At 72.5% G+C, this 24,538-nt stretch carries 20 protein-coding genes and 1 pseudogene; 14 read left to right on the top strand and 7 right to left on the bottom strand.

Features of this window, described 5'->3' with window-relative positions; genetic code table 11:
* Nucleotides 1–14 precede the first annotated feature (14 nt).
* The 5 genes from ACZ7IF_RS24310 to ACZ7IF_RS24290 all read left to right on the top strand — a co-directional run bounded on the left by ACZ7IF_RS24310 (nt 15) and on the right by ACZ7IF_RS24290 (nt 6,962).
* The gene (locus tag ACZ7IF_RS24310; protein ID WP_470974836.1) at nt 15–2,048 is read left to right on the top strand and encodes a copper resistance CopC/CopD family protein; all 2,034 of its coding nucleotides are present in this window, start codon (nt 15–17) and stop codon (nt 2,046–2,048) included.
* Nucleotides 2,049–2,053: 5 nt separating this feature from the next.
* A complete protein-coding gene (gene efeB / locus ACZ7IF_RS24305) occupies nt 2,054–3,337 on the top strand; it encodes an iron uptake transporter deferrochelatase/peroxidase subunit (protein WP_470974834.1) in 1,284 nt (427 codons plus the stop codon).
* A gap of 42 nt (nt 3,338–3,379) precedes the next feature.
* The gene (pheA, locus tag ACZ7IF_RS24300; protein ID WP_470974831.1) at nt 3,380–4,315 is read left to right on the top strand and encodes a prephenate dehydratase; all 936 of its coding nucleotides are present in this window, start codon (nt 3,380–3,382) and stop codon (nt 4,313–4,315) included.
* A gap of 560 nt (nt 4,316–4,875) precedes the next feature.
* Nucleotides 4,876–6,153 carry a serine--tRNA ligase gene (serS, locus tag ACZ7IF_RS24295; RefSeq protein WP_470974829.1) on the top strand — a complete coding sequence of 426 codons (1,278 nt, stop codon included), beginning with the start codon at nt 4,876–4,878 and terminating at the stop codon, nt 6,151–6,153.
* Nucleotides 6,150–6,962, top strand: coding sequence for an HAD family hydrolase (locus ACZ7IF_RS24290; protein WP_470974826.1), 813 nt, complete (start codon nt 6,150–6,152; stop codon nt 6,960–6,962). Before serS ends, ACZ7IF_RS24290 begins: the two co-directional genes overlap by 4 nt.
* A gap of 173 nt (nt 6,963–7,135) precedes the next feature.
* Here the strand turns inward: ACZ7IF_RS24290 and ACZ7IF_RS24285 are convergent, their stop codons facing one another.
* Entirely contained in the window at nt 7,136–7,693 is a 558-nt protein-coding gene (locus ACZ7IF_RS24285) for a hypothetical protein (protein ID WP_470974823.1), read from the bottom strand.
* Between the two features lie 164 nt (nt 7,694–7,857).
* Here ACZ7IF_RS24285 and ACZ7IF_RS24280 point away from each other — a divergent pair, with 164 nt between their 5' ends.
* Both ACZ7IF_RS24280 and ACZ7IF_RS24275 read left to right on the top strand, forming a co-directional pair.
* Nucleotides 7,858–8,847: a sensor histidine kinase gene (locus ACZ7IF_RS24280; protein ID WP_470974820.1), complete on the top strand. Its 990-nt coding sequence runs from the start codon at nt 7,858–7,860 to the stop codon at nt 8,845–8,847.
* Between the two features lie 10 nt (nt 8,848–8,857).
* Nucleotides 8,858–9,502 (top strand): response regulator, encoded by a 645-nt coding sequence (locus ACZ7IF_RS24275; protein ID WP_470974817.1) that lies wholly within the window; start codon nt 8,858–8,860, stop codon nt 9,500–9,502.
* Between the two features lie 44 nt (nt 9,503–9,546).
* Here ACZ7IF_RS24275 and ACZ7IF_RS24270 read toward each other — a convergent pair whose 3' ends face one another.
* From ACZ7IF_RS24270 to ACZ7IF_RS24250, 5 genes are all read right to left on the bottom strand, one after another.
* Complete coding sequence (locus ACZ7IF_RS24270) at nt 9,547–10,218, bottom strand: rhomboid-like protein (RefSeq protein ID WP_470974814.1); 672 nt, start codon at nt 10,216–10,218, stop codon at nt 9,547–9,549.
* Nucleotides 10,219–10,302: 84 nt separating this feature from the next.
* Nucleotides 10,303–11,022 carry an ABC transporter permease gene (locus ACZ7IF_RS24265; RefSeq protein ID WP_470974811.1) on the bottom strand — a complete coding sequence of 240 codons (720 nt, stop codon included), beginning with the start codon at nt 11,020–11,022 and terminating at the stop codon, nt 10,303–10,305.
* Between the two features lie 14 nt (nt 11,023–11,036).
* Nucleotides 11,037–11,948 carry an ABC transporter ATP-binding protein gene (locus ACZ7IF_RS24260; protein WP_470974808.1) on the bottom strand — a complete coding sequence of 304 codons (912 nt, stop codon included), beginning with the start codon at nt 11,946–11,948 and terminating at the stop codon, nt 11,037–11,039.
* Nucleotides 11,945–12,832: an ABC transporter permease gene (locus ACZ7IF_RS24255; protein ID WP_469113932.1), complete on the bottom strand. Its 888-nt coding sequence runs from the start codon at nt 12,830–12,832 to the stop codon at nt 11,945–11,947. The genes ACZ7IF_RS24260 and ACZ7IF_RS24255 overlap by 4 nt, the downstream gene beginning before the upstream one ends.
* Entirely contained in the window at nt 12,822–13,811 is a 990-nt protein-coding gene (locus ACZ7IF_RS24250; protein WP_470974804.1) for an ABC transporter ATP-binding protein, read from the bottom strand. The genes ACZ7IF_RS24255 and ACZ7IF_RS24250 overlap by 11 nt, the downstream gene beginning before the upstream one ends.
* Nucleotides 13,812–14,023: 212 nt before the next feature.
* On the opposite strand from ACZ7IF_RS24250, the gene ACZ7IF_RS24245 reads away from it, so the two are divergent.
* The 4 genes and pseudogenes from ACZ7IF_RS24245 (at nt 14,024) to ACZ7IF_RS24230 (ending at nt 17,757) form a co-directional block, all read left to right on the top strand.
* Complete coding sequence (locus tag ACZ7IF_RS24245) at nt 14,024–14,893, top strand: M24 family metallopeptidase (RefSeq protein WP_470974801.1); 870 nt, start codon at nt 14,024–14,026, stop codon at nt 14,891–14,893.
* A 5-nt stretch (nt 14,894–14,898) separates the two neighbouring features.
* Nucleotides 14,899–16,671 carry an SDR family oxidoreductase gene (locus tag ACZ7IF_RS24240; RefSeq protein WP_470975043.1) on the top strand — a complete coding sequence of 591 codons (1,773 nt, stop codon included), beginning with the start codon at nt 14,899–14,901 and terminating at the stop codon, nt 16,669–16,671.
* Between the two features lie 20 nt (nt 16,672–16,691).
* Nucleotides 16,692–16,832, top strand: a pseudogene (locus tag ACZ7IF_RS24235) (metal-dependent hydrolase); the annotation flags it as partial.
* 10 nt (nt 16,833–16,842) lie between these two features.
* Nucleotides 16,843–17,757 (top strand): MerR family transcriptional regulator, encoded by a 915-nt coding sequence (locus ACZ7IF_RS24230; RefSeq protein WP_470974798.1) that lies wholly within the window; start codon nt 16,843–16,845, stop codon nt 17,755–17,757.
* A 114-nt stretch (nt 17,758–17,871) separates the two neighbouring features.
* Here ACZ7IF_RS24230 and ACZ7IF_RS24225 read toward each other — a convergent pair whose 3' ends face one another.
* Nucleotides 17,872–18,657 carry an aquaporin gene (locus tag ACZ7IF_RS24225; protein ID WP_470974796.1) on the bottom strand — a complete coding sequence of 262 codons (786 nt, stop codon included), beginning with the start codon at nt 18,655–18,657 and terminating at the stop codon, nt 17,872–17,874.
* A 134-nt stretch (nt 18,658–18,791) separates the two neighbouring features.
* On the opposite strand from ACZ7IF_RS24225, the gene ACZ7IF_RS24220 reads away from it, so the two are divergent.
* The 3 genes from ACZ7IF_RS24220 to ACZ7IF_RS24210 all read left to right on the top strand — a co-directional run bounded on the left by ACZ7IF_RS24220 (nt 18,792) and on the right by ACZ7IF_RS24210 (nt 24,403).
* Nucleotides 18,792–19,331 carry an RNA 2'-phosphotransferase gene (locus tag ACZ7IF_RS24220; protein WP_470974793.1) on the top strand — a complete coding sequence of 180 codons (540 nt, stop codon included), beginning with the start codon at nt 18,792–18,794 and terminating at the stop codon, nt 19,329–19,331.
* 141 nt (nt 19,332–19,472) lie between these two features.
* Nucleotides 19,473–21,389 (top strand): HSP90 family protein, encoded by a 1,917-nt coding sequence (locus tag ACZ7IF_RS24215; protein WP_470974790.1) that lies wholly within the window; start codon nt 19,473–19,475, stop codon nt 21,387–21,389.
* Nucleotides 21,386–24,403 carry a tetratricopeptide repeat protein gene (locus tag ACZ7IF_RS24210; RefSeq protein WP_470974787.1) on the top strand — a complete coding sequence of 1,006 codons (3,018 nt, stop codon included), beginning with the start codon at nt 21,386–21,388 and terminating at the stop codon, nt 24,401–24,403. The genes ACZ7IF_RS24215 and ACZ7IF_RS24210 overlap by 4 nt, the downstream gene beginning before the upstream one ends.
* The last annotated feature ends 135 nt before the right edge of the window (nt 24,404–24,538 follow it).

The following is a 24,538-nucleotide window of genomic DNA, read 5'->3' as shown; positions in this document are numbered from 1 at the left end:
GGAACTGACACGCCATGACGGCCACCGCCCCCGCTCCTCCTTCGGCCCGCGTCCGCGCCTCGGCACTCCTGCCGCGCCTCGCGCTGGTTCTCGCAGCCCTGCTGGCCACCCTGTTCACCGCGGCCGCCCCGGCCACGGCACACGCGGCACTCACGGCGAGCGACCCCCAGGACGGGGCGGTGGTCGCCACGGCGCCCGCCCAGGTCGCCCTCTCCTTCTCGGAGCAGGTCGCCATGGGCGACGACTCCATCCGCGTCATGGACCCGCAGGGCAAGCGCGTCGACACCGGCGAGCTGAGGGACATGTGCAGCGGATCGACCATCCGGTACGGCACCGCCCTGCACCCGGGCCTGCCCAACGGCACGTACACCGTCGCCTGGCAGGCAGTCTCCGCCGACAGCCACCCGATCTCCGGTGCCTTCACCTTCTCCATCGGAGCCCCCTCGGCGACCAGCGTCGCCCTTCCCGACCAGAAGGTGGGCGGCGGCCCCGTCGGCATCGCGTACGGCATCGCCCGCTACGCCGCCTACGCCGGGTTCACCGTCCTCGTCGGCGGTGCCGCCTTCATCCTGCTGTGCTGGCGCCGGGGCTCCGCGGAGCGTCCGCTGCAGAAGCTGGTGGTGCGCGGCTGGGTCACCCTCACCGCGGCCACCCTGGCAATGCTGGTGCTGCGCACCCCGTACACCGGGTCGGGAGAGTTCGCCGACGCCTTCGACCTCGACGGGCTCAAGGCCGTCCTGGACACCAAGACCGGTGCCTCCTTCCTCTCCCGGCTGCTGCTGCTCGGTGCGGCCGCGCTGTTCATCGCGGTGCTCTTCGGCGCTTACGCCCGCCACCAGAAGGCCGCCGTGGACGCGACGGGGGCCGACGGCGCCGAGGACCGGGCCGAGGACAAGAAGGAGACGAGCGACCTCGCCTTCGGGCTCGGCATCGGCGGCACGGTCGTGGCCGGCGGCATCGCCGCCACCTGGGCCCTTTCAGAGCACGCCTCCACCGGCATCCAGCCCGCGATCGCGATGCCGGCCGACATCCTGCACCTGCTTGCCATGGCCACCTGGCTCGGCGGGCTCACCGCGCTGCTGGTCGCCCTGCGCAAGGTGCCGGACATCGAGCGGGAAGCCGTCCGGCGCTTCTCCCGGGTCGCTTTCATCAGTGTCCTGGTCCTCGCCGTCACCGGCGTCTACCAGTCCTGGCGCCAGGTCGGCAGCTGGTCCGCCCTCACCGGCACCAGCTACGGCAGGCTGCTGCTCATCAAGGTCGCGCTCGTCGCCGTCCTCGTCGGCATCGCCTACCTCTCGCGGAGGTGGACCGCCCGGCTCGGGGAGGTCCGGGCCGAGGAGCCGGCGAAGGTGCTCGCGGGAGCCGATGTTTCACGTGAAACATCGGCCGGAAACACCTCGGGCGATTCCGCCGGGGCCGACGAAAACACCGGGGCCGAAGCCGACACTGAAGCCGCCGACGCCGACGCCGACCCGAAGCGGGCCGCCCAGCTCGCCCGGCAGCGCGCGGCCCGTGAGAAGGCCCGCGAGACCCGCGTCCGCGATGCCGATCCGGGCCGTGCCGGCCTGCGCCGTTCCGTACTCGCCGAAGCCGGCGTGGCCGTCGTACTGCTGGCCGTCACCACCGTCCTGACCAGCACCGAACCGGGGCGCGCCGTGGAGCAGGAGGCCGGCCGGGGCGGGGTGTCCGCCCCCGCCGTCCCCAACCGCCCGGTCAAGATCACCCTGCCCTTCGACACCGGCGGCCAGAACGGCAAGGGCAACGTGCGGCTGGAGCTCGACCCCGGCCGGGTCGGCGCCAACACCCTCCACCTGTGGGCGGACGGCCCCGACGGCAAGCCCCTCGACCTCCCCGAGGTCAAGATCTCCTTCACCCTGCCGGCCAAGGAGATCGGCCCGCTGCCGCTCGCCCCTGACCGGGCCGCTGCCGGACACTGGACCGCGTCCGGGGTCCAGCTGCCGCTCGCGGGCGAATGGCGCATCGACGTGACCGTACGCACCTCCGACATCGACCAGACGACCGTCCAGAAGAACGTGAAGATCGGCTGAACAGCGTGACCGACAGCACCGGTAGCACCCCCGACATCGAGATCTCCCGGCGCCGACTGCTGGGCACCGTCGGCGCCGCGGGCGCCGCGGGGCTCGCACTCGGCGCCACGGGCGGCGCGCTCGTGCAGTCAGCGGTCTCCGACTCCCCGGCCGGCTCCCCCGGAGCCGCCGGGTCCCTCGCCTCCCTCGGCGCCACCCGCCTCGCCTTCCACGGGGACCACCAGGCCGGAATCACCGACCCGCTCCAGGCCAAGGGCCACGTCCTCGCCTTCGACCTGGCGCCGGGCGCCGGGCGCAAGGAGGCCGCCGCGCTGCTGCGCCGCTGGTCCGACACGGCCAGGCGGCTCATGGCGGGCGAGACGGCGCCGACCGCCGACAGCGGGATCGCCCTGGACGCGGGACCGTCCTCCCTCACCCTCACCTTCGGCTTCGGCCACTCCTTCTTCGACCGCACCGGCCTCACCGCCCGGCGTCCGGTGGCCCTCGACCCGCTCCCCGACTTCTCCTCGGACCGGCTCGACCCCCAGCGCAGCAACGGCGACCTGTGGGTCCAGATCGGCGCCGACGACGCGCTGGTCGCCTTCCACGCCCTGCGCGCCGTGCAGAAGGACGCCGGGGAGGCAGCCCGCGTGCGCTGGCAGATGAACGGCTTCAACCGGTCCCCCGGCGCGACGGCCTCGCCCATGACCGCCCGGAACCTGATGGGCCAGGTGGACGGCACCGCGAACCCCCGGCCCAAGGACCCCGACTTCGACAAGCGGATCTTCGTGCCGGGCGCCGGCCCGGGCCCCGCCGAACACTCCTGGATGGCCGGGGGCTCGTACGCCGTCGTCCGCCGGATCCGGATGCTGCTCGACGACTGGGACAAGCAGTCCCCCGCCCAGCAGGAGCAGGTCATCGGCCGGACCAAGGCCACCGGTGCGCCGCTGACCGGCGGCGACGAGAAGACCGCGATGGCCCTGGACAAGCTCGGCCCCGACGGCAAGCCGGTCATCCCGTCCAACGCCCACGCGCGGATCTCCGCCCCGGCCCAGAACGGCGGCGCCGCCATGCTCCGGCGGCCCTTCTCGTACCACGACGGCATCAGCCCCGACGGCACCCCCGACGCCGGCCTGCTCTTCATCTGCTGGCAGGCCGACCCGCTGCGCGGGTTCGTCCCGGTCCAGCGCAAGCTCGACCGCGGCGACGCCCTGTCGGAGTTCATCCGCCACGAGTCCAGCGGGCTGTACGCCGTCCCGCCCGGGCCGCGCGACGGGGAGTACGTCGGGCAGCGCCTGCTCGAAGGGTGAACAGCACCGCACCGGCGGGTGGCCCGGCATTAGGCTGACCGCATGTCGGCCACCCGCTTCACGTATCTCGGTCCCGAGGGCACTTTCACCGAAGCCGCCCTGCGCACGCTGCCGGAAGCAGCCACCCGGGAGCTCGTCCCGATGGTGTCGGTCCCGGCCGCGCTGGACGCCGTGCGCAACGGTGAGGCCGCGGCGGCACTGGTGCCGATCGAGAACTCGGTGGAGGGCGGGGTCACCGCCACGCTCGACGAGCTGGCCTCCGGCGAGCCGCTGATGATCTACCGCGAGGTCCTGCTGCCCATCGCGTTCGCGCTGCTGGTGCGGCCCGGGACCGCGCTGTCGGACATCAAGACGGTCACCGGTCATCCCGTCGCCCAGCCGCAGGTGCGCAACTGGCTGCGGACGCACCTGCCCGACGCGGTGTGGGAGTCGGCGGCCTCCAACGCCGACGGTGCCCGGCTGGTGCAGGAGGGCCGCTTCGACGCGGCCTTCGCGGGCGAGTTCGCCGCCGCCACCTACGGGCTGGAGGCGCTGGTCACCGAGATCCACGACGCCCAGAACGCCGAGACCCGCTTCGTGCTCGTCGGGCGGCCCGCCCGGCCGGCCGCGCCCACCGGCGCGGACAAGACCTCCGTCGTACTGTGGCTGGGCGACGACCACCCCGGCGCGCTGCTGGAGCTTCTCCAGGAGTTCGCCGTCCGCGGGGTGAACCTGATGCTGATCCAGTCCCGCCCGACCGGCGAGGGCATCGGCAACTACTGCTTCGCCGTCGACGCCGAGGGGCACATCTCCGACCGCCGGGTCAGCGAGGCCCTGATGGGCCTGAAGCGGACCTGCCCCCAGGTGCGTTTCCTCGGCTCCTATCCGCGTGCCGGTGTCGCGCTGAGTGAGGTGCGGGCCGCACGGCCGGGAACCTCCGATGGCGACTTCACCGAGGCCGCCGACTGGCTGACGCGCTGCCTCGACGGCCGGGCGTAGTCCTCCGTCCACTGTCCACAGAGTTATCCACAGGCCGAGATGGCGACCTGGGGACAAGTCGACAGAGCGGCACGACAAGGTCGACATATCGGCCGGGTGGCCCAGGTTTCGCGCTGGGGAGCGCCAGGTGAACGGCGTCACCCCCGTATCGCCGATCAACTCTTTGGAGCGAGCCATTCCCACCCGAATGAGTGTGTGAGGGCGGTTTGAACCCTGATCGGCCCGGACCGGTCCGGGGTGCCTATTGATCTAATTCGATGTCCACAGATGCGGCACACAGCCTGTGGATAAGAGTGGCCCGGGAGGAATTCCTGTGGACAAGGGCCGCCGCCTCCCGGCCCTCCGGCCCTGCTCAGGCCCCGCGCACCGATCGCCGTTGTGCCCCTTTTCGGTGAAAGGGGACGATTTTATCGTCCGGTCCTGAGGGGCTGGATCCAGCCGTCGGGCGAGTGCGGGACAAGTCCGGGTCGAGCCATTTCCATTCGCCCCAATTGGGACATAGCGACACGCAGCGTGATATCGGTGTGAGTCCCGGAAGCCCAGCCCGGTAGCCTGGAGGGGTGATTGACCTCCGGCTGCTCCGTGAAGACCCTGACCGTGTCCGCGCCTCGCAGCGCGCCCGTGGGGAGGACGTCGAACTCGTCGACGCACTGCTCTCCGCCGACGAGCGCCGCAGGTCCTCCGGCATGCGCTTCGACGAACTGCGCAATGAGCAGAAGTCGCTCGGCAAGCTCATCCCCAAGGCCTCCCCGGAGGAGCGGGCCGAGCTGCTGACCAAGGCCGAGCAGCTCAAGCAGGACGTCAAGGCCGCCGAGGCCGAGCAGAACGAGGCGGACGAGGCTGCCAAGCAGCTCCTGCTCAAGCTCGGCAACATCGTCCACGAGGACGTCCCCGTCGGCGGCGAAGAGGACTTCACCGTCCTGGAGACGCACGGCACGATCCGCGACTTCGGTGCCGAGGGCTTCGAGCCCAAGGACCACCTGGAGCTCGGCGAGTCGCTGGGCGCCATCGACATGGAGCGCGGCGCCAAGGTGTCGGGCTCGCGGTTCTACTACCTCACCGGTGTCGGCGCCCTGCTGGAGCTCGCCCTGGTGAACGCGGCGATCGCGCAGGCCACCGAGGCCGGCTTCATCCCCATGCTGACCCCCGCCCTGGTCCGCCCGCGCGCCATGGAGGGCACCGGCTTCCTCGGCCAGGCCGCGGAGAACGTCTACCACCTGGAGAAGGACGACTACTACCTGGTCGGCACCTCCGAGGTCCCGCTCGCCGCGTACCACATGGACGAGATCATCGACGCCGAGAAGCTGCCCCTGCGGTACGCCGGCTTCTCCCCGTGCTTCCGCCGCGAGGCCGGTACGTACGGCAAGGACACCCGCGGCATCTTCCGCGTCCACCAGTTCGACAAGGTCGAGATGTTCTCGTACGTCGCACCGGAGGACGCCGAGGCCGAGCACAAGCGGCTCCTGGAGTGGGAGAAGCAGTGGCTGACCAGCCTGGAGCTGCCGTTCCAGGTCATCGACGTCGCGACCGGCGACCTGGGCGCCTCCGCCTCCCGCAAGTTCGACTGCGAGGCCTGGATCCCGACCCAGGGCAAGTACCGCGAGCTGACCTCCGCCTCGAACTGTGACGGCTTCCAGGCCCGCCGCCTGGCGATCCGCTACCGCGACGGCAAGAAGACCGCTCCGCTCTCCACGCTGAACGGCACCCTGTGCGCCGTCCCGCGCACCATCGTCGCGATCCTGGAGAACCACCAGCAGGCCGACGGCTCCGTGCGGGTTCCCCCGGTGCTCCGCCCCTACCTGGGCGGCCGCGAGGTCCTGGAGCCGATCACCAAGTGAGCCCCGCTCCGTTCCCGTACAAGCTCGTCGCGACGGACCTCGACGGCACGCTGCTGCGTGACGACGACACCGTCTCGGAGCGCACCCGTGAAGCGCTCGCCGCGGCCACCGCGGCGGGCGCGGCGCACATCGTCGTCACCGGCCGCGCCGTGCCCTGGACCCGGCACGTGCTGGACGACCTCGGCTACCGGGGGATCGCGGTGTGCGGGCAGGGCGCCCAGGTCTACGACGCGGGAGCGCACCGGCTGCTGACCTCGGTGACTCTGGACCGGCAGCTCGCCGGTCTGGCCCTGTCGAAGATCGAGGCCGAGGTGGGTCCGCTGGCGCTGGCCGCCAGCCGTGACGGGGTGGAGGGCGAGGTCCTCTTCGGCCCCGGCTACCAGGTGCAGGAGGGCCTGCCGGCGCTCTACCTGGAGGACACGGCCGAGGTCTGGACCGCCCCGCTGAACAAGCTCTACATCCAGCACCCGGGGATGGGCGAGGACGAGCTCGTCAGGGTGGCCCGGGAGCTCGTCGGCAACCTGGTCGACATCGTCATGGCGGGCCCGGGCATAGTGGAGATCCTTCCGCTGGGCCTGAGCAAGGCCACCGGCCTGTCCCTCGCCGCGCGCCGGCTGAAGGTGAAGGCCGCGGAGACGATCGCCTTCGGCGACATGCCCAACGACATCCCCATGTTCGGCTGGGCCGCGCACGGCGTCGCCATGGCCAACGCCCACGCGGAGCTGAAGGCGGTGGCCGACGAGGTGACGACCTCCAACCAGGAGGACGGCATCGCGGTGGTGCTGGAGCGCCTGCTCGGCGCCGCGTAGCAGAGCGGGACGCGGCGTACCCGGGACGCAGCACCCGGGACCGGACGTACGAGAGGTCCGGGACGGCCCGCGCCGCAAGGCGCGCTCGAAGTGGCCGTCCCGGACCTTTTGTTACTCCCCGCACCACTCACTGTGCCCCGGCCGCACGGGCCGTACCAGCGAATTTCCGCCCGTCAGCCGTGCAGCCCGCGGCGCCGCCAGTAGGCCGCCGTCACGAACGCCAGGAGCGGCCCCCACAGCAGCAGGGGGGCGTAGCAGAGGGTCATGAACCAGTACGCGGCCCCGCTGGGCGCCGTGGGGCTCTGGGTGAAGTTGGTGTTCCATCCGAACGAGGAGAGCACCGTGACCGCGGTGACGGTGGCGGCGCCGAGGGCCGCGGGAACCACCGCGACCAGCGGCGGAACGCGGCGGCCGCCCAGCCAGGGGATCCAGCGCGGCACCTCCTCGCCCCACCGCTGCACGAGGCCCAGGGTGAGCAGGCCCAGGCATTCGGCGAGGGTGCTGAGCGCGATGAGGTAGAGCGATCCGACGCCCGGGAAGTTGTCGGCGTGCAGCGCGTCGCCGGCCTTCCAGCCGACGGGGATACCGACGGCGATCAGTACGCGCCACAGCCCGCTCGGGAGCAGGGTCAGTGCCGCGGCCTTCGCGGCCCAGCGGACCGGGCGGGAGACACCGGGGACCACGGAGACCGCGGAGGCGGCGGGGGCGGGGGCGGGGGCGGTGAGGGTCATGGCTCAAGTCCTTTTGCGGAGGCGGCTGGTGGTGCTCCAAGCCTCGTCCGGCGGGGGCCGCGGAACCATCGCCCGATCAGCAGGTTCAGGACCGCCGGGACCCGGACCCGCCTCTGCCGAACGGCAGATGGAACGCCCCCGCCCCGGCTCGTAGGGTCGGCGGCATGACCGTCAATCCGCGTGCCCTGTACGCCCCGGCGCTGGCCTGCGCCTCCGGGCTGTCCCTCGCCGGGTCCTTCGCCCGGGCGCCCGGGGCGTGGACCCTGGCGGGGATGGCACTGCTGCTGCCCCTGCTGGCGCTCGTGGCCCGGTGGTCACCGGTGCGGCCCCGGGCCGTGGCCGGCAGCCTGGGCGTCGCGGCGGTCTCGCTCTGGCCGGTACCGCTGCTGTGGGCGGACGGGGCGTCGTGGCTGGAGTGCAGCGGGGCGGCGGCGTTCTGGTCGGCGCCCGCTCTCGCGGCGCTGGCCCTCGGCGGCCACCTGCGCCGGCAGGAGGGCAGGACGCGGCGTGCCGTACGGGACGCCCGGCGCGGCCAGCAGCTCGAACTGGCCCGCGATCTGCACGACTTCGTCGCGCACGACGTGAGCGCCATCGTGGTGCAGGCCCAGGCGGCCCGGTTCGTCGCCGGGAACGACCCCCGCCAGGCGGTCCTCGCCCTGGAGCGCATCGAGGCGGCCGGTCTGAGCGCGCTGGCCTCGATGGACCGGACGGTGCACGCGCTGCGCGCGGCGGGCGGCGGCCCCGCCACCCCGGCACCCGGGCTCGCCGAACTGCCGCAGCTGGTGGCCCGGTTCGAGGGCGGGGTGCTGGAGGCCGAGGAGCAGACCCTGGCCGCTCTCTCGCGTGAGGCGGACACCACGGCGTACCGGGTCGCGGTGGAGGCGCTGACGAACGTACGCCGCCACGCGCCCGGAGCGGACTCGGTACGGGTGAGCGTCCGCCGGGCCCCGGCGGGGATAGAGCTGAGCGTGGCGAACACCGCGCCGCCACGCGGACCCCGGACCCTCCTCGGCCGCCGACGCGGCGGGACGGGGCTCGCGGGCCTGCGGGAGCGGGTGGAGGCGGCGGACGGCACCTTTGGAGCGGGGCCTGACGAGGACGGCGGATGGCGGGTTTCGGCGGTCTTCCCGCCGGCCGGCGCCCTTCAGGGGTGATCATGGCAGCGTGACCACGAGCATCCTGATAGCCGACGACCAAGAGGACATCCGGAGCGGATTCCGGCTGGTCCTCGACTCCCAGCCGGACATGACCGTGGTGGGGGAGGCCGCCGACGGGGAGAGCGCCGTGGAGCTGGCCCGGCGCCTGCGCCCCGACGTGGTGCTCGCAGACATCCGCATGCCGCGCCTGGACGGGCTGGAGGTGACCCGGCTGCTGTCCCCGCAGACCCGGGTCGTGGTGGTGACCACCTTCGACCAGGACGACTACGTCCACACCGCGCTGCGCAACGGGGCCTGCGGCTTCCTGCTGAAGCGGTCCGGCCCGACGCTGCTGATCGAGGGGGTGCGGGCGGCGATGGCCGGTGACACCCTGATCAGCCCTCAGATCACCGTACGGCTGCTGAGCCGGCTGTCGGCCCCCGGGACCTCGGCGGCTCCCGTGCGGGCCGAACAGGTACTGACGGGGCGCGAGCTGGAGATCGTACGGCTGGTGGCACGGGGGCGTACGAACGCGGAGATCGGGGCGGAGCTGTTCATCAGCGCCGGTACCGCGAAGACGCACATCGCGAACGTGCAGGCCAAGCTGGGGGCCCGGAACCGGGTGGGGATCGCCGCGTGGGCCTGGGAGCACGGAGTGGTCGGCCCCGAGTAGGTGCCGGCGAGGGGCCGGGCTCGTGTTTCACGTGAAACAAGGGGTCAGGCTCGTGTTTCACGTGAAACATCGGCCGTCGGCCCGTGCCCGTGCGGATCGCGGTGCAGGGTCAGCGGCCAGGCGAGGAGCCCGACGGCCAGCGAGATGGCGTGGCCGAGGTCGGTGATGGTGCCCCCGGTGAGCAGGGGCAGTCCGAAGAAGGCGACCACGCCGAGGAGGTAGAACCATCTCCAGGGGTTCGGGAGCCGGTAGGTCAGCACGCCGATGGAGGCCGCCAGCCCGTAGCTGACGCCGATGTCGACGACGTGGGTCATGCTGTGCGGCGCACGGTGGTCCTGGATGGCCATCAGGAGCACCTTCTGACTGACGAGGGTGGCGACGACATGCGCGGTCGCGACGATCAGGAGCCAGCGCAGGGTGCCGAGCCAGCGTTCCACGGGGGCGTGGAAGAACTCGAAGAGCACCGCGTAGAGGGCGAGCGAGGCCGGGTTCTCGATCCAGAAGGCGCTGCTGAGCAGTGCCCGGACGGGGTACTTGACCAGCTGGTGGATATTGCTGCTGCTGCGGTGGAGCAGCACGTGGTCGAGCCGGTCCGGGGCGATCGCGACGACGAGGCTGGTGACGGCGACGATCAGCAGCCATATGTGCGTACCGGGCGAGGAGCGTATCCAGGACCGCAAGGGCCTGGACGGCTCAGGCTCGGGATGCTGGATCATGCACCCGATGATGCCCCGCGAAGCTGTGCCCCGCCTGGCCGGTGGGCCGGGCGGGGCACGTTCGTGGACGCTGCCGGCGGGTTCCTACTCCTCGCCGGCGAGGGTGAGCCGGCGCAGCTTCTGGCCCGCGTACAGGGTGGCGCCGACGGTGACCGCGAGGAGCAGGACCACCGCGGTGGGCAGGCCGACGCTGGCGTCGACGTACCCCTGTCCGGCGACCTTCTCGGCCAGGGCCAGGGCCCACTGCTGGACGCTGAGCGTCTTGGCTCCGGAGACCAGGCTGCCGAAGAGGGACTCCCAGATGAGGGCGTAGACCAGGCCGAAGACGACCGCGTGCCTGCTGACGGTGCCCAGCAGCAGGAACAGGGCGCTGTAGGCGATCGAGGCGACGAGGGCGGCCACGGTGTAGGCGATGGCGATCTGCTGGCCGTTGCCGTTGAGGATGAAGCCCGCGATCAGGGTGGGGATCGCGGAGAAGGCCATCGTGACCGCGATCGCGACGATCAGCTTGGTCATGATGATCGTCGGCCGCTTCACCGGCTTGGAGAGCAGGTAGACGATCGAGCCGTCGTCGATCTCGGGGCCGATGGCGCCGGTGCCGGCGATGACGCCGATCAGCGGGACCATCGTCGCGAGGGCGAAGCCGCCGAGGAGGTCGGCCGCCACCTTGTCGTCCACACCGGTGAAGAAGCGGACGGCGAGGGAGATGACGATCAGCAGCGCGGGGAGCGCGAAGAGGATCAGCGCGCGGCGCCTGCCGAGCAGGGCCCGGTAGGTGAGCCGGGCGACGGTGGGGTTGTACATGGGTGCCAGCTCCTTCAGGCCGCGACGAGGTAGGAGAAGACCGACTCGAGGGACTCGTCGGAGGGCGAGACCGTCAGCAGCCGGATGCCCTGTTCGCGGGCGACGCGCGGCAGCAGCTCGGTGAAGCGCCCGAAGTCGACGGCCTGGATGCGCAGCGCGCCTTCCTGGAGGTCGACCTCGATGCCGGCCGTGGACGGGTCGGCGATCAGGGCCGCGGCGAGGGCCCGGTCGTCGGAGGAACGGACGAGGTAGCGGTGCGGGCGGTCCGTCATCAGGCGGCGGATCTTGCGGAAGTCGCCGGAGGCGGCGTGCCGGCCGGCGACGACCACCTCGATGTGGGAGGCGAGCTGTTCGACCTCCTCCAGGATGTGGGAGGAGAACAGGACGGTGCGGCCCTCGTCGCCCATCCGCCGCAACAGGTCCATGAGCTGCATGCGCTGGCGCGGGTCCATGCCGTTGAACGGCTCGTCGAGGAGCAGCACGGACGGCTCGTGGACGAGGGCGGAGGCCATCTTCACGCGCTGGCGCATGCCCTTGGAGTACGTGGCGATCTTGCGGTCCTGGGCGTACTCCATCTCGACCGTGGCGAGCGCCCGCTGGGCCGCGGCGTCGTCGAGCCCGTGGAGCTCGGCGTTCGCGACGACGAACTCCCGGCCGGTCAGGAAGTCGTACATCGCCTCGCGCTCGGGCACGACCCCGATCTGCTTGTAGACCTGCTCGTTGCGCCAGATCGGCGCTCCGTCGAGGGTGACGGTGCCCGTGGAGGGGGCGAGGAAGCCGCCCATCATGTTGATGAGGGTGGACTTGCCCGCGCCGTTGGGGCCGAGGAGTCCGGTGACGCCCGGACCGATGCGCATGGTCACGTCGTTGACGGCGACGACGTTCCCGAACCAGCGGGAGGTGTGGTCGATGTCGATGATGGTCACAGCCCGGCCTTCCGGTAGCGGGCCATCAGGGCGGCGTAGGAGCCGACGATGAGGCCGAGTACGACGAGCAGGTACACCACTCCGGTGGCGGCGGAGGGGCCCTCGCCGCCCGGGAAGGCGGAGGTGGCGCCGAGGAAGGCGGTCTGCACCCCGTCGATCAGCGAGATCGGGGAGAACAGGCCCATCCACTCGATGGCCCCGGTGTTCCCGGTGGAGTAGGCGACGGCCTGGACGGTGGAGACGGCTCCGTAGGGGATGAGCAGCAGGGCGATGACGGCGGCCACGCCGAAGCCGCGGCGCGGGGTGAGTGCGGCCATGACGAGGCCGAGGCCGGCGAAGAGGAGCGAAAGCAGCAGTACCGACACCAGCCCCTGCCCGAATCCCTTGGTCTGGTGACCGAAGTCGAACTTCGCCAGCAGCGAGCCGATCCACATGATCAGCAGCGGGGTGGCGGTGAGGATGAAGAGGGCGGAGGCCATGGCGGCGTACTTGGCCAGCACGTAGTCGACCCGCTCGATGGGCCGCGAGAAGTACAGCGGCACCGTCTTGAAGCGCAGGTCGCGCGAGACCGACTGGGGCGCCTGCGAGGCGAGGTAGAGGCCGATGACCACCTGCGTGGTCAGGGCGTACGTCGTGTACTTGATCGGCAGGTCGCTGGAGCCGGGGACGGCGATGGCCACCGCGACGATGATCAGTGCGGGGATGCACATCACCGCGAAGAGGATCATCGGCAGCACCTTGGACTTGGCGGAGCGGCCGAGCCCGTACGCGCCCCGCAGGGACTGCGAGAACAGCGAGGTACGGGCGTAGCCGCGGCCGAGCCGGGGTCCGTCGTAGGACCGGTAGCCGATGTTGTGGATCTGGGTCGAGGTCTCAGGCGCCATCGGGGCCGGCTCCCTTCGGGTGGGCGTGGGACGAGGGCCGGTCGCTGTCGCGGAAGACCTCGGCGATGTGGTGGCGGCGCTGCTCCATGCGGACCAGGCCGAGACCGAGGTCGGCGACGGTGTCGCGGACGGTGTCGTACGTCTCCTCGCCGGTGGCCTCGACGAGGAGGATGTGGCCGGCGCCGGGCAGGCCCTGCTCCTCGCCCGCGTGCAGGGTGACGCCCGCAGCGGTGAGTGCCTTGCGCAGGGCGGCGGTGCCGTCCGGGTACGCGTCGGAGTCGGTGACCTCGACCGCGAGGGTGGCCGTCGTCTGGGTGAAGTCGCTGGTGGAGCTGGAGCGCAGCAGCTTGCCGCCGTCGACGACGACCACGTGGTCGCAGGTCCGCTCCAGCTCGCCGAGGAGGTGGGAGGTGACCAGGACCGAGATGCCGAAGTCGGTGTAGACGCGGCGGATCAGGCCGAGCATCTCGTCGCGGCCGACCGGGTCGAGGCCGTTGGTCGGCTCGTCGAGGAGGACCAGCTGCGGGTCGTGGACCAGCGCCTGGGCGAGCTTGACCCGCTGCTTCATGCCGGTCGAGTAGCCGCCGATGGGGCGGTAGCGCTCCTCGTACAGCCCGACGTGGCGCAGGGTGTCGGCGGTGCGCTCACGGGCGGCGGTCGGCGGGAGGCCGGACATCCGCGCCATGTGGACGACGAACTCGGTGGCCGAGACGTCGGGCGGCAGGGCGTCGTGTTCGGGCATGTAGCCGACCCGTTCGCGGATGGCGCTGCCATGCGTGGCGACGTCCAGTCCGAGCACGGCGGCGCGGCCCTCGGTGGCGGGGGACAGTCCGAGCAAGATCTTGATCAGCGTGGACTTGCCGGCTCCGTTGGCACCCACGAGGCCGGTCACGCCGGGCCCGATGTCCAGGGAGAGCCGGTCGAGGGCGGTCACTCGGGGGTACCGCTTGCTCAGGCTTTCGGTCGCGATGACAGTCACGGGTTCGACGTTAGTGGCGCGGGGGCCGCGGATCGTCAGACCTGGAGCGGGATCGCGTATCCGCCTTGAGGACTACGGACCCTGACGGAAGGCTGATGCCGCCGAAGTTTGTCCACAGGTCCGTGCAGGGGCCTTGACGCGATCTCCGCCCATTGTCACATTCATCAGTGGCAGGTTTCGGGAGCGTTGGGCGACAGGGACGGACGGCCGGCATGACTGGGGACACCAAGCAGCGCACCGCGCACGACTCCGGGCAGCTTTCCGCCGGGCTGCGCGGCTTCAGGGAGGTCCAGCGGCTCGCGTACGAGTGCGCGGAGACCGTGGCGGCGCAGCTGCGCCCGGGAGTGACCGAGCGCGAGGCTGCGCGGATGCAGCGCGACTGGCTGCGCGAGCGCGGGGTGCGGGACTGGTTCCACCTGCCCTTCGCCTGGTTCGGGGACCGTACCGCCTTCGCGAACTTCAAGATCCCCCTCCAGTTCTTCCCGACCTCGCGGCGGCTGGAGCCGGGGATGCCGTTCATCCTCGACATGGCGCCGGTGTACCGGGGCTACGCGGCCGACATCGGCTACTCCGGCAGCCTCGGCCTCAATCCGGTGCAGGACCGGCTGATGTCGGATCTGCGGCCGCACCGGGAGCTGATCCTGGAGCAGGTGCGCGAGCGCCGGCCGCTGCGGGAGATCTACGAGAACGTCGAGCGGCTGATGACCCGGCAGGGGTACGCCAACCGGCACCGGGCCTACCCCTTCGGCGTCATCGCGCACAAGATAGACCGGGTCAAGGAGCGCCGCTGGTCCCCGACCGCGTTCGGCTTCGGCACCCAGTCCCTCAAGGGGCTGGCCTCCGACGCACTGCACGGGCACCGGGAGGGCTGGTCGCCGCTGTGGAGTCCGTACCACTTCTCCGACCACCCGCCGCAGCCCGGCCTGTGGGCGGTGGAGCCGCACCTGGGCTTCCGGGGCACCGGCGCGAAGTTCGAGGAGATCCTCGTCGTCACCGACTCCGGGGACCCCGAGGAGAGCGCGTTCTGGCTGGACGACGACCTGCCGCACGTGCGGCGCTGGGCTGAGGAGAAGGCGGCATGAGCGGGATGAGCGGGACGGCTCTGGAGGGTGCGCGCGAGCGCTGGGTGAGCACCGGCGGGATCGAGCTGTGCGTCGTCGAGCTCGGTGAGACGGACCGGCCGACCGTGCTGCTGGTGCACGGGTACCCGGACAGCAAGGAGGTCTGGTCGGAGGTCGCCGAGCGGCTCGCGGACCGCTTCCACGTGGTGCTCTACGACGTACGCGGCCACGGGCGCTCCTCGGCTCCGGTGCCGCTGCGCGGGGGCTTCACCCTGGAGAAGCTGACCGACGACTTCCTGGCCGTGGCGGACGCGGTCAGTCCGGACCGTCCGGTGCACCTGGTCGGCCACGACTGGGGCTCCGTGCAGGGCTGGGAGTTCGCGACGGTCGCCCGTACCGAGGGGCGGATCGCCTCCTTCACCTCCATGTCGGGGCCCTCCCTCGACCACTTCGGACACTGGATCAAGCAGCGGATGAGGCGGCCCTCCCCGCGCCGGACCGCCCAGCTCCTGGGCCAGGGCGTCCGTTCCTGGTACGTGGGCATGCTGCACACTCCGGTGCTGCCGGAGCTGGCCTGGCGCGGACCGCTCGGCAAGCACTGGCCGAAGCTCATCGAGCGCAGCGAGGGGATCCCGGCCGGCGGGTATCCGACGGCCTCGCTGTCCTCCGACGCGGCGCACGGCGCCTGGCTCTACCGGGACAACGTGCGGGCCCGGATGAGCCGGCCCCGCTCCGACGCGTACGCGCACGTACCGGTGCAGCTGATCGTCCCGACCGGGGACGCCTTCCTGTCCGAGCGGCTCTACGACGACGTGGAGCGCTGGGCGCCGGGGCTGGTGCGGCGGACCCTGCCCGCGAAGCACTGGATCCCCAGGACCCGGCCGGACCAGGTGGCGGCGTGGATCGCCGACTTCGTCACGGCACGCGAGGAGCCTGCCGCGCGGGCCCCGGAGCAGCGGGCTCCGGGCAAGTACGCGGACCGGTTCGGGGGGCAGCTGGTGCTGGTCACCGGCGCCGCCAGCGGGATCGGGCGGGCCACCGCGTTCGCGTTCGCCGAGGCCGGGGCCCGGGTCGTGGCGGTGGACCGGGACGGCGAGGGTGCGGCCCGCACGGCCGAGATGGCACGGCTCGTCGGCGCCCCGGAGGCCTGGGGCGAGTGCGTCGACGTCAGTGACGAGCAGGCGATGGAGAAGCTCGCGGTGAAGGTCGCCGCCGAGTACGGGATCGTCGACGTACTGGTCAACAACGCGGGGATCGGCTTGTCGGGCCCCTTCCTGGAGACCGGCTCCGAGGACTGGAAGAAGGTCCTGGACGTCAACCTGTGGGGGGTCGTCCACGGCTGCCGGATCTTCGGGAAGCAGATGGCCGAGCGCGGGCAGGGCGGCCACATCGTCAACACCGCCTCCGCGGCCGCCTACCTGCCCTCCCGGACACTGCCCGCGTACAGCACGTCCAAGGCCGCGGTCCTGATGCTGAGCGAGTGCCTGCGCGCGGAGCTGGCGTCCAGGTCGATCGGGGTCTCGGCGATCTGCCCGGGCATCGTCAACACCAACATCACCGCCACCTCCCGGTTCGCCGGGGTGGACGCCGCCGAGGAGAAGCGCCGCCAGGAGCGCTCCTCGCGGCTGTACGGACTGCGCAACTTCCCCCCGGAGAAGGTCGCGGACGCGATCCTGCTGGCCGTGGTGAAGAACCGGGCAGTGGTCCCGGTGACGCCCGAGTCCAAGGCCGCCCTGTGGATGTCCCGCTTCACGCCGAACGCCCTGCGCCGGATCGCGCGGCTGGAGCCCCGGCTGTGAAGCGGTGCGACGGCATGCGCGGCACGGCCATACCCCGCTCCTGCCCGCGGTCGTACCATCCCTCGCAGGAGGGCTCGCTGCTCACGGCGGTCGAGTACCTGGCGGCGTCTCCTGCCGCCCGGACCGCGGCGGGCGCGGTCGGCCGAGCCGCCATGTCGTAGGGAGCCGGGATTGTCCGATCAGGCGGTAGCCGAGTACAGGATCGAGGATCTGGCCCATCACAGCGGGGCGACGGTGCGCACGATCCGTGCGTACCAGGACCGCGGCCTGCTGCCGAAGCCGGAGCGGCGGGGCCGGTCCAACGTCTACCGGGACACGCACCTGGCACGGCTGCGCCAGATCGCGGACCTGCTGGACCGCGGCTACACCCTGGCCTCCATCAAGGAGCTGCTGGAGGCCTGGGACGCGGGACGCGGACTGGGCGGCGTGCTCGGCCTGGTCGCCGAGGTGCACGGGCCCTGGACCGACGAGGAGGCCGACCGGATCAGCCGGGAGGACCTCAACGCGCGGTTCGGCGGCCTGCCCGACGACGACGCGGTGGACGAGGCCTGCGAGCTGGGGGTGCTGGAACGGATCCCCGGCCGCCCGGACGAGTTCCTCGTGCCCTCGCCGCAGGAGCTGACCGTCGCGGCCGAGCTGTACGCGGCGGGTGTGCCCCTCGGGGCGATCACGGGGCACCTGCGCGAGCTGCGCGGGCAGGTGGAGCACATCGCCTCGCGCTTCCTGGAGTTCACCACGGAGCACGTCTTCGCCCGCTACCTCGGACAGGTGCCGCCGACCGACGCGGACGCGGCCGAGGCGGCGACGATGGTGCGCAGGCTGCGGCCCCTGGCCCAGCAGACGGTCGACGCCGAGCTGGCGCGGGCGATGCGGCTGTTCGCGACCCGGCACCTCCAGCGCCATCTGGGTGCGCCCGGTGCGGCGCAGCCGACGGGCCCCGCCCCGGTGGCCCTGCCCGCCGGGACGGTACGGGCGGTACAGGAACTGGTGGGGCCGGAGCACGTGGCGGAGTTCGTCCGGGCCGCGACGGAGCGGGAGCTCCAGGCCCGGACGATGAACGATCTGGCCAGCCGGGGCGGCCGGTAATGCTCGATCGGTAGTCCACAGGGACCCCCGGGGCGAATCGCTCAGATGTCGCCGAAACCCGCCGAAACGGCTGTGGACAACTCCCGTCCGCCTGTGGGCAACATGGGTGATCGCTTAGACGATGGCCTCGAACGCCGAGCCCGTACGGGGGATATCGGCCACTGCGGCCTCCCTCTCCGGCTGCCCGGAGCGCGGCGCCACGGCGCCACCGTCACGGCGCTCGCGGCCGTAGAGGAGCGCGGCCAGGGCGAGTCCGAGGACGCCGCCGAGCAGCTGCGCCGCGACGAACCCGGGCAGTGACTGCGGGGCGATGCCGGTGAAGGAGTCACTGAAGGCCCGCCCGATGGTGCCGGCGGGATTGGCGAAGGACCCCGACGAGGTGAACCAGATCGCGGCGGCGATGTACGCGGCGACCGCGGCCGGGATCAGCCTGGGCCGGCCGATGCGGCCGAGCCCCTGGATGACCAGGACCAGTCCGGCGGTGGCGACGATCTCGCCGATCAGCAGGTGGCCCCCGTCGCGGACCTGGGTGGAGAAGGTTCCCGGGGTGCGGCCGAACATCGTCTCCGCCAGTACGGCGCCGCCGATGGCGCCGGCGGTCTGGGCGGCGGCGTACGCGAAGGCCTCACGCGCGTCGAGTCCCCCACCGCCGGTGCGCCGGGCCCACCAGGCGGTGAGGGTGACGACCGGGTTGAGGTGGGCTCCGGACAGGGGGCCGAACAGGGTGATGATCAGGCCGAGGCCGATCGCGGAGGCGAGCGAGTTGGCGACGAGGGCGACACCGGTGTCGCGGCTGAGGTTCGCGGCCTGAATGCCCGAGCCGATCACCACCACGAGCAGGCCTGCGGTGCCGATGAGCTCGGCAGCCACACGCCGAAGCAGTGAAGCCTTATTTGTCATAGTTTCTCCCACTGGACAAGTCGTGATGCGGAAAATGTATTCCGTATCTTGGAAAAGCGATAGAGGGGTGTCCCGCCCGTCCGAGGGGCGGAAAATCACTGCCCCAGGCCCCTGCGAGCCGTCAAGCTGGGGACATGGATGACCGACGCACCGTGAAGGTGTCCAAATACGTCTCGAAACACCTGCGGCACCAGCCGGAACGGATCGGTCTGGTGCTCGACCCCCAGGGCTGGGTGGAGATCGACGATCTCCTGCGGGCCGCCGCGGAACACGGATTCCCGTTCGGCAGGGCCGAGCTCGACCACGTGGTCGCCTCCAACGACAAGCAGCGGTTCGCCGTCGACGGCACCCGCATCCGGGCCAGCCAGGGGCACACCGTCGCGGTGGACCTGGACCTGCCGGAGGCCGAACCGCCCGCGTACCTGTACCACGGCACCGTGGCCGCCGCCCTGGACGCGATCCGCGCCGAGGGCCTTCGCCCCATGGCCCGCCACCACGTGCACCTGTCGCCCGACCGCGAGACGGCCACCCGGGTCGGCGCCCGCCGGGGCCGGCCGGTGGTCCTCGCCGTTGACGCCGGGGCGATGCGCGCCGCCGGGCACGTGTTCCGGGTCAGCGCCAACGGGGTGTGGCTGGCGGACGCCGTACCGCCGGAATTTCTCCGCTTCCAGTAGCCCGCCGGGGGCTGTCGGCCGGGGCGGAATTCACGGAGTGATTGTCGGATCGTCCACCTACTCTGTTCCTCGTTCCGGGATCAGTGAGGGGGGTACCTCGCGATCGCCGACCGACCACGCGAGCAAGCGAGCTGATGCCTGATGACATCCGTGTCCCCGTCCCCGTCCGAATTCCCCGCCGATTCCCCGGCCGAGGGCGCCGTCAACAACTTCCAGGTCGACCTGCGCGGCCTGGTCGACCTGCTCTCCCACCACCTCTATTCGAGCCCCCGCGTCTACGTGCGCGAACTCCTCCAGAACGCCGTGGACGCCGTGACCGCCCGTCATGCGCACGAGCCCGGCGCCGAGGTCCGCATCCGCCTGTCCGCGGCAGCCGGCCGCATCACCATCGAGGACTCCGGCATCGGCCTGACCGCCGCCGAGGCCCACTCCCTCCTCGCCACCATCGGCCGCAGCTCCAAGCGCCGCGGCGAAGGCGCCTCCGCAGCCGAACTGCAGGGCCTGGAGACCACCCGTCAGCAGTTCCTGGGCCAGTTCGGCATCGGCCTGCTCGCCTGCTTCGTCGTCGCCCGGCAGATCCGGGTCGTCACCCGGTCCGCCCGCGACCCCCAGGCCGCGCCCGTCGAGTGGCTCGCCACGGACGACGGCTCGTACACCGTGCGCGAACTGCCCCACGACGCCCGCCCCGACCCCGGCACCACCGTCCACCTGGAAGCCCGCCCGGGCGCCGAGGAGTGGACCGAGCCCGCCCGGGTCGAACGCCTCGCGCACGACTACGGCTCCCTGCTCCCCTACCCGATCACCTTCGACGACGGCCTCGGCGGCGCCCCCCGTCCCGTCACCGACCGGCCCGCCGTGTGGGACCGCGCCTTCCCCACCCCGGCAGCCCGGCGCGTCGCGCTCGCCGGGCACTGCGCGCAGCTCTTCGGCTTCACCCCGCTGGACAGCATCGAGCTCGACCTGCCGGTGGCCGGGGTGCGCGGAGTCGCGTACGTACTGCCCGAACCGACCAGCCCCGCCCACCGGGCCGGCCACCGCGTCCATCTCAAGGGCATGCTGCTGACCGACCAGGCCGACAACCTGCTGCCCGACTGGGCCTTCTTCGTCCGCGCCGTCCTCGACACCGACACCCTGCGGCCCACGGCCTCCCGCGAGAACCTCTACGACGACGAGACGCTCGCCGCCGTACGCGAAGCCCTCGGCGCCCGCATCCGGTCCTGGCTGGCCGAGCTCGCCGCGAGCGAACCGGACCGTCTGGCCGCCTTCCTGAGCGTCCACCACCTCGGAGTGAAGTCCCTCGCCCGGCACGACGCCGAGCTGCTCGGCCTGATGCTGCCGTGGCTGCCGTTCGAGACCAGCGACGGCTCGATGAACCTGGAGGAGTTCACGGCGGCCCACTCCGAGATCCACTTCACGCGCACCGTCGAGGAATTCCGGCAGATCGCCCCGATCGCGGCGGCCCACGGCCTCGGCGTCGTCAACGCCGGCTACACCTACGACGCCGACCTGCTGGCCCTGCTGCCCTCCGTACGCCCCGACCTGAAGGTCACCGAGCTGGACGCGGGAGCGGTCACCGACCGCCTCGACCCGGTCCCCACCGCCGTCGAACTCTCCCTCGCCGCGTTCCTCTCCACCGCCCGCACCCGGCTGGAGCCCCAGAGCTGCGACGTCGTGCTGCGCGCCTTCCAGCCCGTGGCCGTCCCCGCGCTCTACCTCGACGACCGCCAGGCCCGCCAGGAGCGGGACCGGACCGCCGCGCTCGAATCAGCCGACTCGCTGTGGAGCGGCATCCTCGGCTCACTGCGCGGCTCGGGCCCGCGCGCCCGCCTCGTCCTCAACCACAACAACCCGCTGATCCGGCGGATCGCGGGTCTTCCCGACCCGACGCTCGCCGGCACCGCCGTCGAATCGCTGTACGGGCAGGCGCTGCTGATGTCCCAGCGGCCGCTCCGCCCCGCCGATTCGGCCCTGCTCAACCGGGCCTTCCTCGGGCTCCTGGAATGGGCGACCCATCCCGTCGACACCCCGACCGCCACGTTCGAGGAGGACGAGAAGTGAGCACCCTGACGGCCGACGAGATCCGGCGCGCCCTCCACGAGAACCGCGGCCTGCCCCACGGTGCCGCGCGCAACACCCAGGCCGAGGCGCTTGCCGCCGCCGCCGAGGTCTGCGGTGACACCGGGGTGTTCCGAATGGCGCTGCTCAACCAGATCGACGCGTACAAGTACAGCGCCGAGCGGAGCCGCATGGTGGTCCCCTTCGCCCGCCTGCTCCAGGAGTACGACCGCGACCCGTCGGCCTTCGACTCCGGCGACGCCCATTCCCTCTTCTGGCGCTTCAAGTGGGTCTCCGGCCAGATCATCAGCTCCCCCGACGTGCCGATCTCCTCCGTCACCGGCTACCTCGACGACATGGAGAAGCGCTACCGGATCGCCGGCTACAGCGAGCGGGCGGTACGCCAGTCCGAGTACTTCCTCGCCGACGCCATCGGCGACGACGAGCGCGCCGAGCGGGCGATGGCGCAGTGGCGCGTGGCCGACCGCGACGCGATGAGCGACTGCCACGCCTGCGAGACCAACTCCCAGGGTGTGTTCTGGGCGGCCAAGGACGAGCACGCCAAGGCCATCGAGGTCTGGGAGCCCGTGCTGACGGGCGAGCAGACCTGCATGGAGGAACCGCACCGGGTGCTCGCCCGGTCGCTGCTCCCCCTGTTGCGCCTCGGCCGCACCGACGAGGCCCGCTCGCACCACCTGCGCGGCTACCGGATGGCCCGGGGCAAGGAGAGCCTGCTGCGCGCGATCGGCCAGCACATCGAGTTCTGCGCGCTCACCGGCAACGAGGCCCGCGGCGTGGAGATCCTCGCCGAACACGCGGCGCACCTGCGGCCGCTCGTGGACGTCAAGACGCAGCTGGACTTCTACGCCGGGGTGATCGTCCTGCTCCGGCGGCTCGTCGAACTCGGCCACGGCGCCGACCCGGCCGTGCCGTACGAGGGCTCCGCGCACACCGTCGAGGAACTGCACGGCATCCTGCGCGCGGAGGCCTTGGGCATCGCCGGGCGGTTCGACGTGCGCAACGGCACCACCCGGGTATCCGAGCGGCTCACGGAACGGATCTCCCGGGCCCCGCTGGCCGACGCGCTGCCCCTGGGCGTGCGCAGCGCCGCGCTGCCGCAGCCGGCCGGGGCGGCCCCGGCGCCGGCCCCCGCGCCCGCGCCGGCGCCGGCGCCCGTGCCCGTGCCCGTCAGCGCCGTCGAGTTCAGCGTGCTCGTGGAGCAGGCCCGTGGCGCCCGCGACACGGGGCACCCGGACTCGGACCGGCTCTGGGCGGAGGTCACCGTACGGGTCTCCGCGCTGCCGGAGCCGGACGTGCACCCGCTGCTGCGCGCCGAGGTCGCCGACCATCGGGCCCTGACGGCCGCGCGGGCCGGAGCACCGGACGCGGCGGAGCTGCTGGCGGCCGTACGCGACGGCTACCGGACGCTGGGGCAGGCCGAGCGCGCCGCCCTGGCCGAACTGCGGCTGGCGAGCGCGGCCGCGCAGGCCGGGGCCGCGCCGGGAGAGGTCCGCGCGCTGCTGGCAGCGGGCCTGCGCGCCGCCGAGGCACTGGACGCGACGGAGCCGCTGCGGGCCCGCCGCATCGCGGTCGCGGAGCTGTCGGCGCTCCGGCTGGAGCCGTACCTGCGCTCGGCTGAGGCCGCGCAGGAACACGCCCGCGAGCACGGGGACGGCCACGAGCACGACCACGGGCTGCTGATGGCCGGACTCGCCTCCTTCGTCTCCTCCTACGAGCAGGCCCTCCCGGACCTGGCCTCCGAGGCTGAGGAGATGCTCGGCCGACTGGCCCTCTCCCAGGGCGACACCGAACGGGCCCTGGAGCTGCTGGCCTCCTCCGCGGACCGGGCCGTCGAGGCGGGCCGGCCCTGGCAGGCGGCGGACCCTCTCGTACTGCGGGCCGGGGTGCTGCTCTCGCTGGGACGTCCCGAGGAGGCCGAGGCGGCCGCGCGGTCCGGCCTGGAGCACTCCGCCGAGGTGACCGACCCCGAGGAGCAGGGCCTCGTACGCCTCACCCTCGCGGACGTCCTGCTGCGCGGGCAGGGCACGGCTGCGGAGGCCGCCGAGCACGCCCTCGCGGCGGCGCACTGGTTCGACCAGGCGGGGCTGGCCGCCGACGGCGGGGCCCAGGCCCGGCGGATGCTGGCCCAGGCCTACGCCCGGGACGGCCGGACCGCCGACGCGGCGGAGGTGCTGCAGTCGGCGCTGCCGGACCTCCTGGAGCACGGCGAGGGACAGGCCGTCTCGGCGCGGGACCTCCTGGGGAACCTGCTGCGTGAGCTGCGCGAGTCCCGGGCCGCCGCGGAGCAGTTCCTGCTCGCCGCCGAACTGGTCAAGGACTGGGAGGACCCCCGGCCGCATGCGGGCTTCGCCCAGGCGGCCGCCGACAGCCTCTCCGACGCCGGTCTGGCCGATGAGGCCGTCGCCGCGTACCGGCGGGCTCTGGAACTGCGCCGGCTGACCGGTGACGCGGTGGTCTCCGAGGTCCGGATCCTGCGCTCGCTGGCCTGGCTGGGGATGCGCGAGGAGGTCACCGAGGAGACCGTGGCAGCCGCCCGGGCCCTGATGGACGAGGCTGCCGAAGTCCTGGAGGCGGCCCTGGCGGCCGGCGGCGCCGAGGTCACGGAACTGCTCTCCGAACTGGCGCAGACCTGGCACCAGCTGGCGCAGGTGCTGGACCGGCTGGTGAGCTCCCGGGGCCCCGGCCAGGACGGGGAAGGGGAGTCCCCGGTCGGGGGCGTCCTGAGCCCGGACGCCGCCCGGGCCCTGCGGCTGGAGGAGATCGATTTGTGGGAGCGCGCGGCCGAGCTGTACGCGAGGCTCGGGCTGGAGTCGCTCCAGGACCGCTTCCAGTGCCTGAACAACGCCGCGTGGACCGATCACGAGCTGGGCCGCCCGGAGGCGGGCGCCGCCAGGATGTCGGCGCTGCTGGAGGAGGTCGAGACCCTGCCCGAGGGCATGGCTCCGGAGTGGGTGGTCCCCCAGGCGCGGCGGATCATCACGAACCTGACGGCCTGAGCGACTGACCGACCCGGGGGGGGGGGGGGGGGGGGGGGGGGGGGGGGGGGGGGGGGGGGGGGGGGGGGGGGGGGGGGGGGGGGGGGGGGGGGGGGGGGGGGGGAGGCGGGGGGGGGGGGGGGGGGGAGGGGGGGA

Source organism: Streptomyces sp. NPDC037421, from assembly GCF_055602105.1.
The sequence above is the reverse complement of the archived record's forward strand: the minus strand, read 5'-3'. Positions and strand labels throughout refer to the sequence as shown.

Bases quoted from the DNA above. Each gene is read 5' to 3' on its own strand.
- ACZ7IF_RS24310 (WP_470974836.1), top strand. From the start codon at position 15: ATGACGGCCACCGCCCCCGCTCCTCCTTCGGCCCGCGTCCGCGCCTCG.
- pheA (WP_470974831.1), top strand. From the start codon at position 3,380: ATGTCGGCCACCCGCTTCACGTATCTCGGTCCCGAGGGCACTTTCACC.
- ACZ7IF_RS24285 (WP_470974823.1), bottom strand. From the start codon at position 7,693: ATGACCCTCACCGCCCCCGCCCCCGCCCCCGCCGCCTCCGCGGTCTCC.
- ACZ7IF_RS24280 (WP_470974820.1), top strand. From the start codon at position 7,858: ATGACCGTCAATCCGCGTGCCCTGTACGCCCCGGCGCTGGCCTGCGCC.
- ACZ7IF_RS24270 (WP_470974814.1), bottom strand. From the start codon at position 10,218: ATGATCCAGCATCCCGAGCCTGAGCCGTCCAGGCCCTTGCGGTCCTGG.
- ACZ7IF_RS24265 (WP_470974811.1), bottom strand. From the start codon at position 11,022: ATGTACAACCCCACCGTCGCCCGGCTCACCTACCGGGCCCTGCTCGGC.
- ACZ7IF_RS24255 (WP_469113932.1), bottom strand. From the start codon at position 12,832: ATGGCGCCTGAGACCTCGACCCAGATCCACAACATCGGCTACCGGTCC.
- ACZ7IF_RS24245 (WP_470974801.1), top strand. From the start codon at position 14,024: ATGACTGGGGACACCAAGCAGCGCACCGCGCACGACTCCGGGCAGCTT.
- ACZ7IF_RS24240 (WP_470975043.1), top strand. From the start codon at position 14,899: ATGAGCGGGACGGCTCTGGAGGGTGCGCGCGAGCGCTGGGTGAGCACC.
- ACZ7IF_RS24225 (WP_470974796.1), bottom strand. From the start codon at position 18,657: ATGACAAATAAGGCTTCACTGCTTCGGCGTGTGGCTGCCGAGCTCATC.
- ACZ7IF_RS24220 (WP_470974793.1), top strand. From the start codon at position 18,792: ATGGATGACCGACGCACCGTGAAGGTGTCCAAATACGTCTCGAAACAC.
- ACZ7IF_RS24215 (WP_470974790.1), top strand. From the start codon at position 19,473: ATGACATCCGTGTCCCCGTCCCCGTCCGAATTCCCCGCCGATTCCCCG.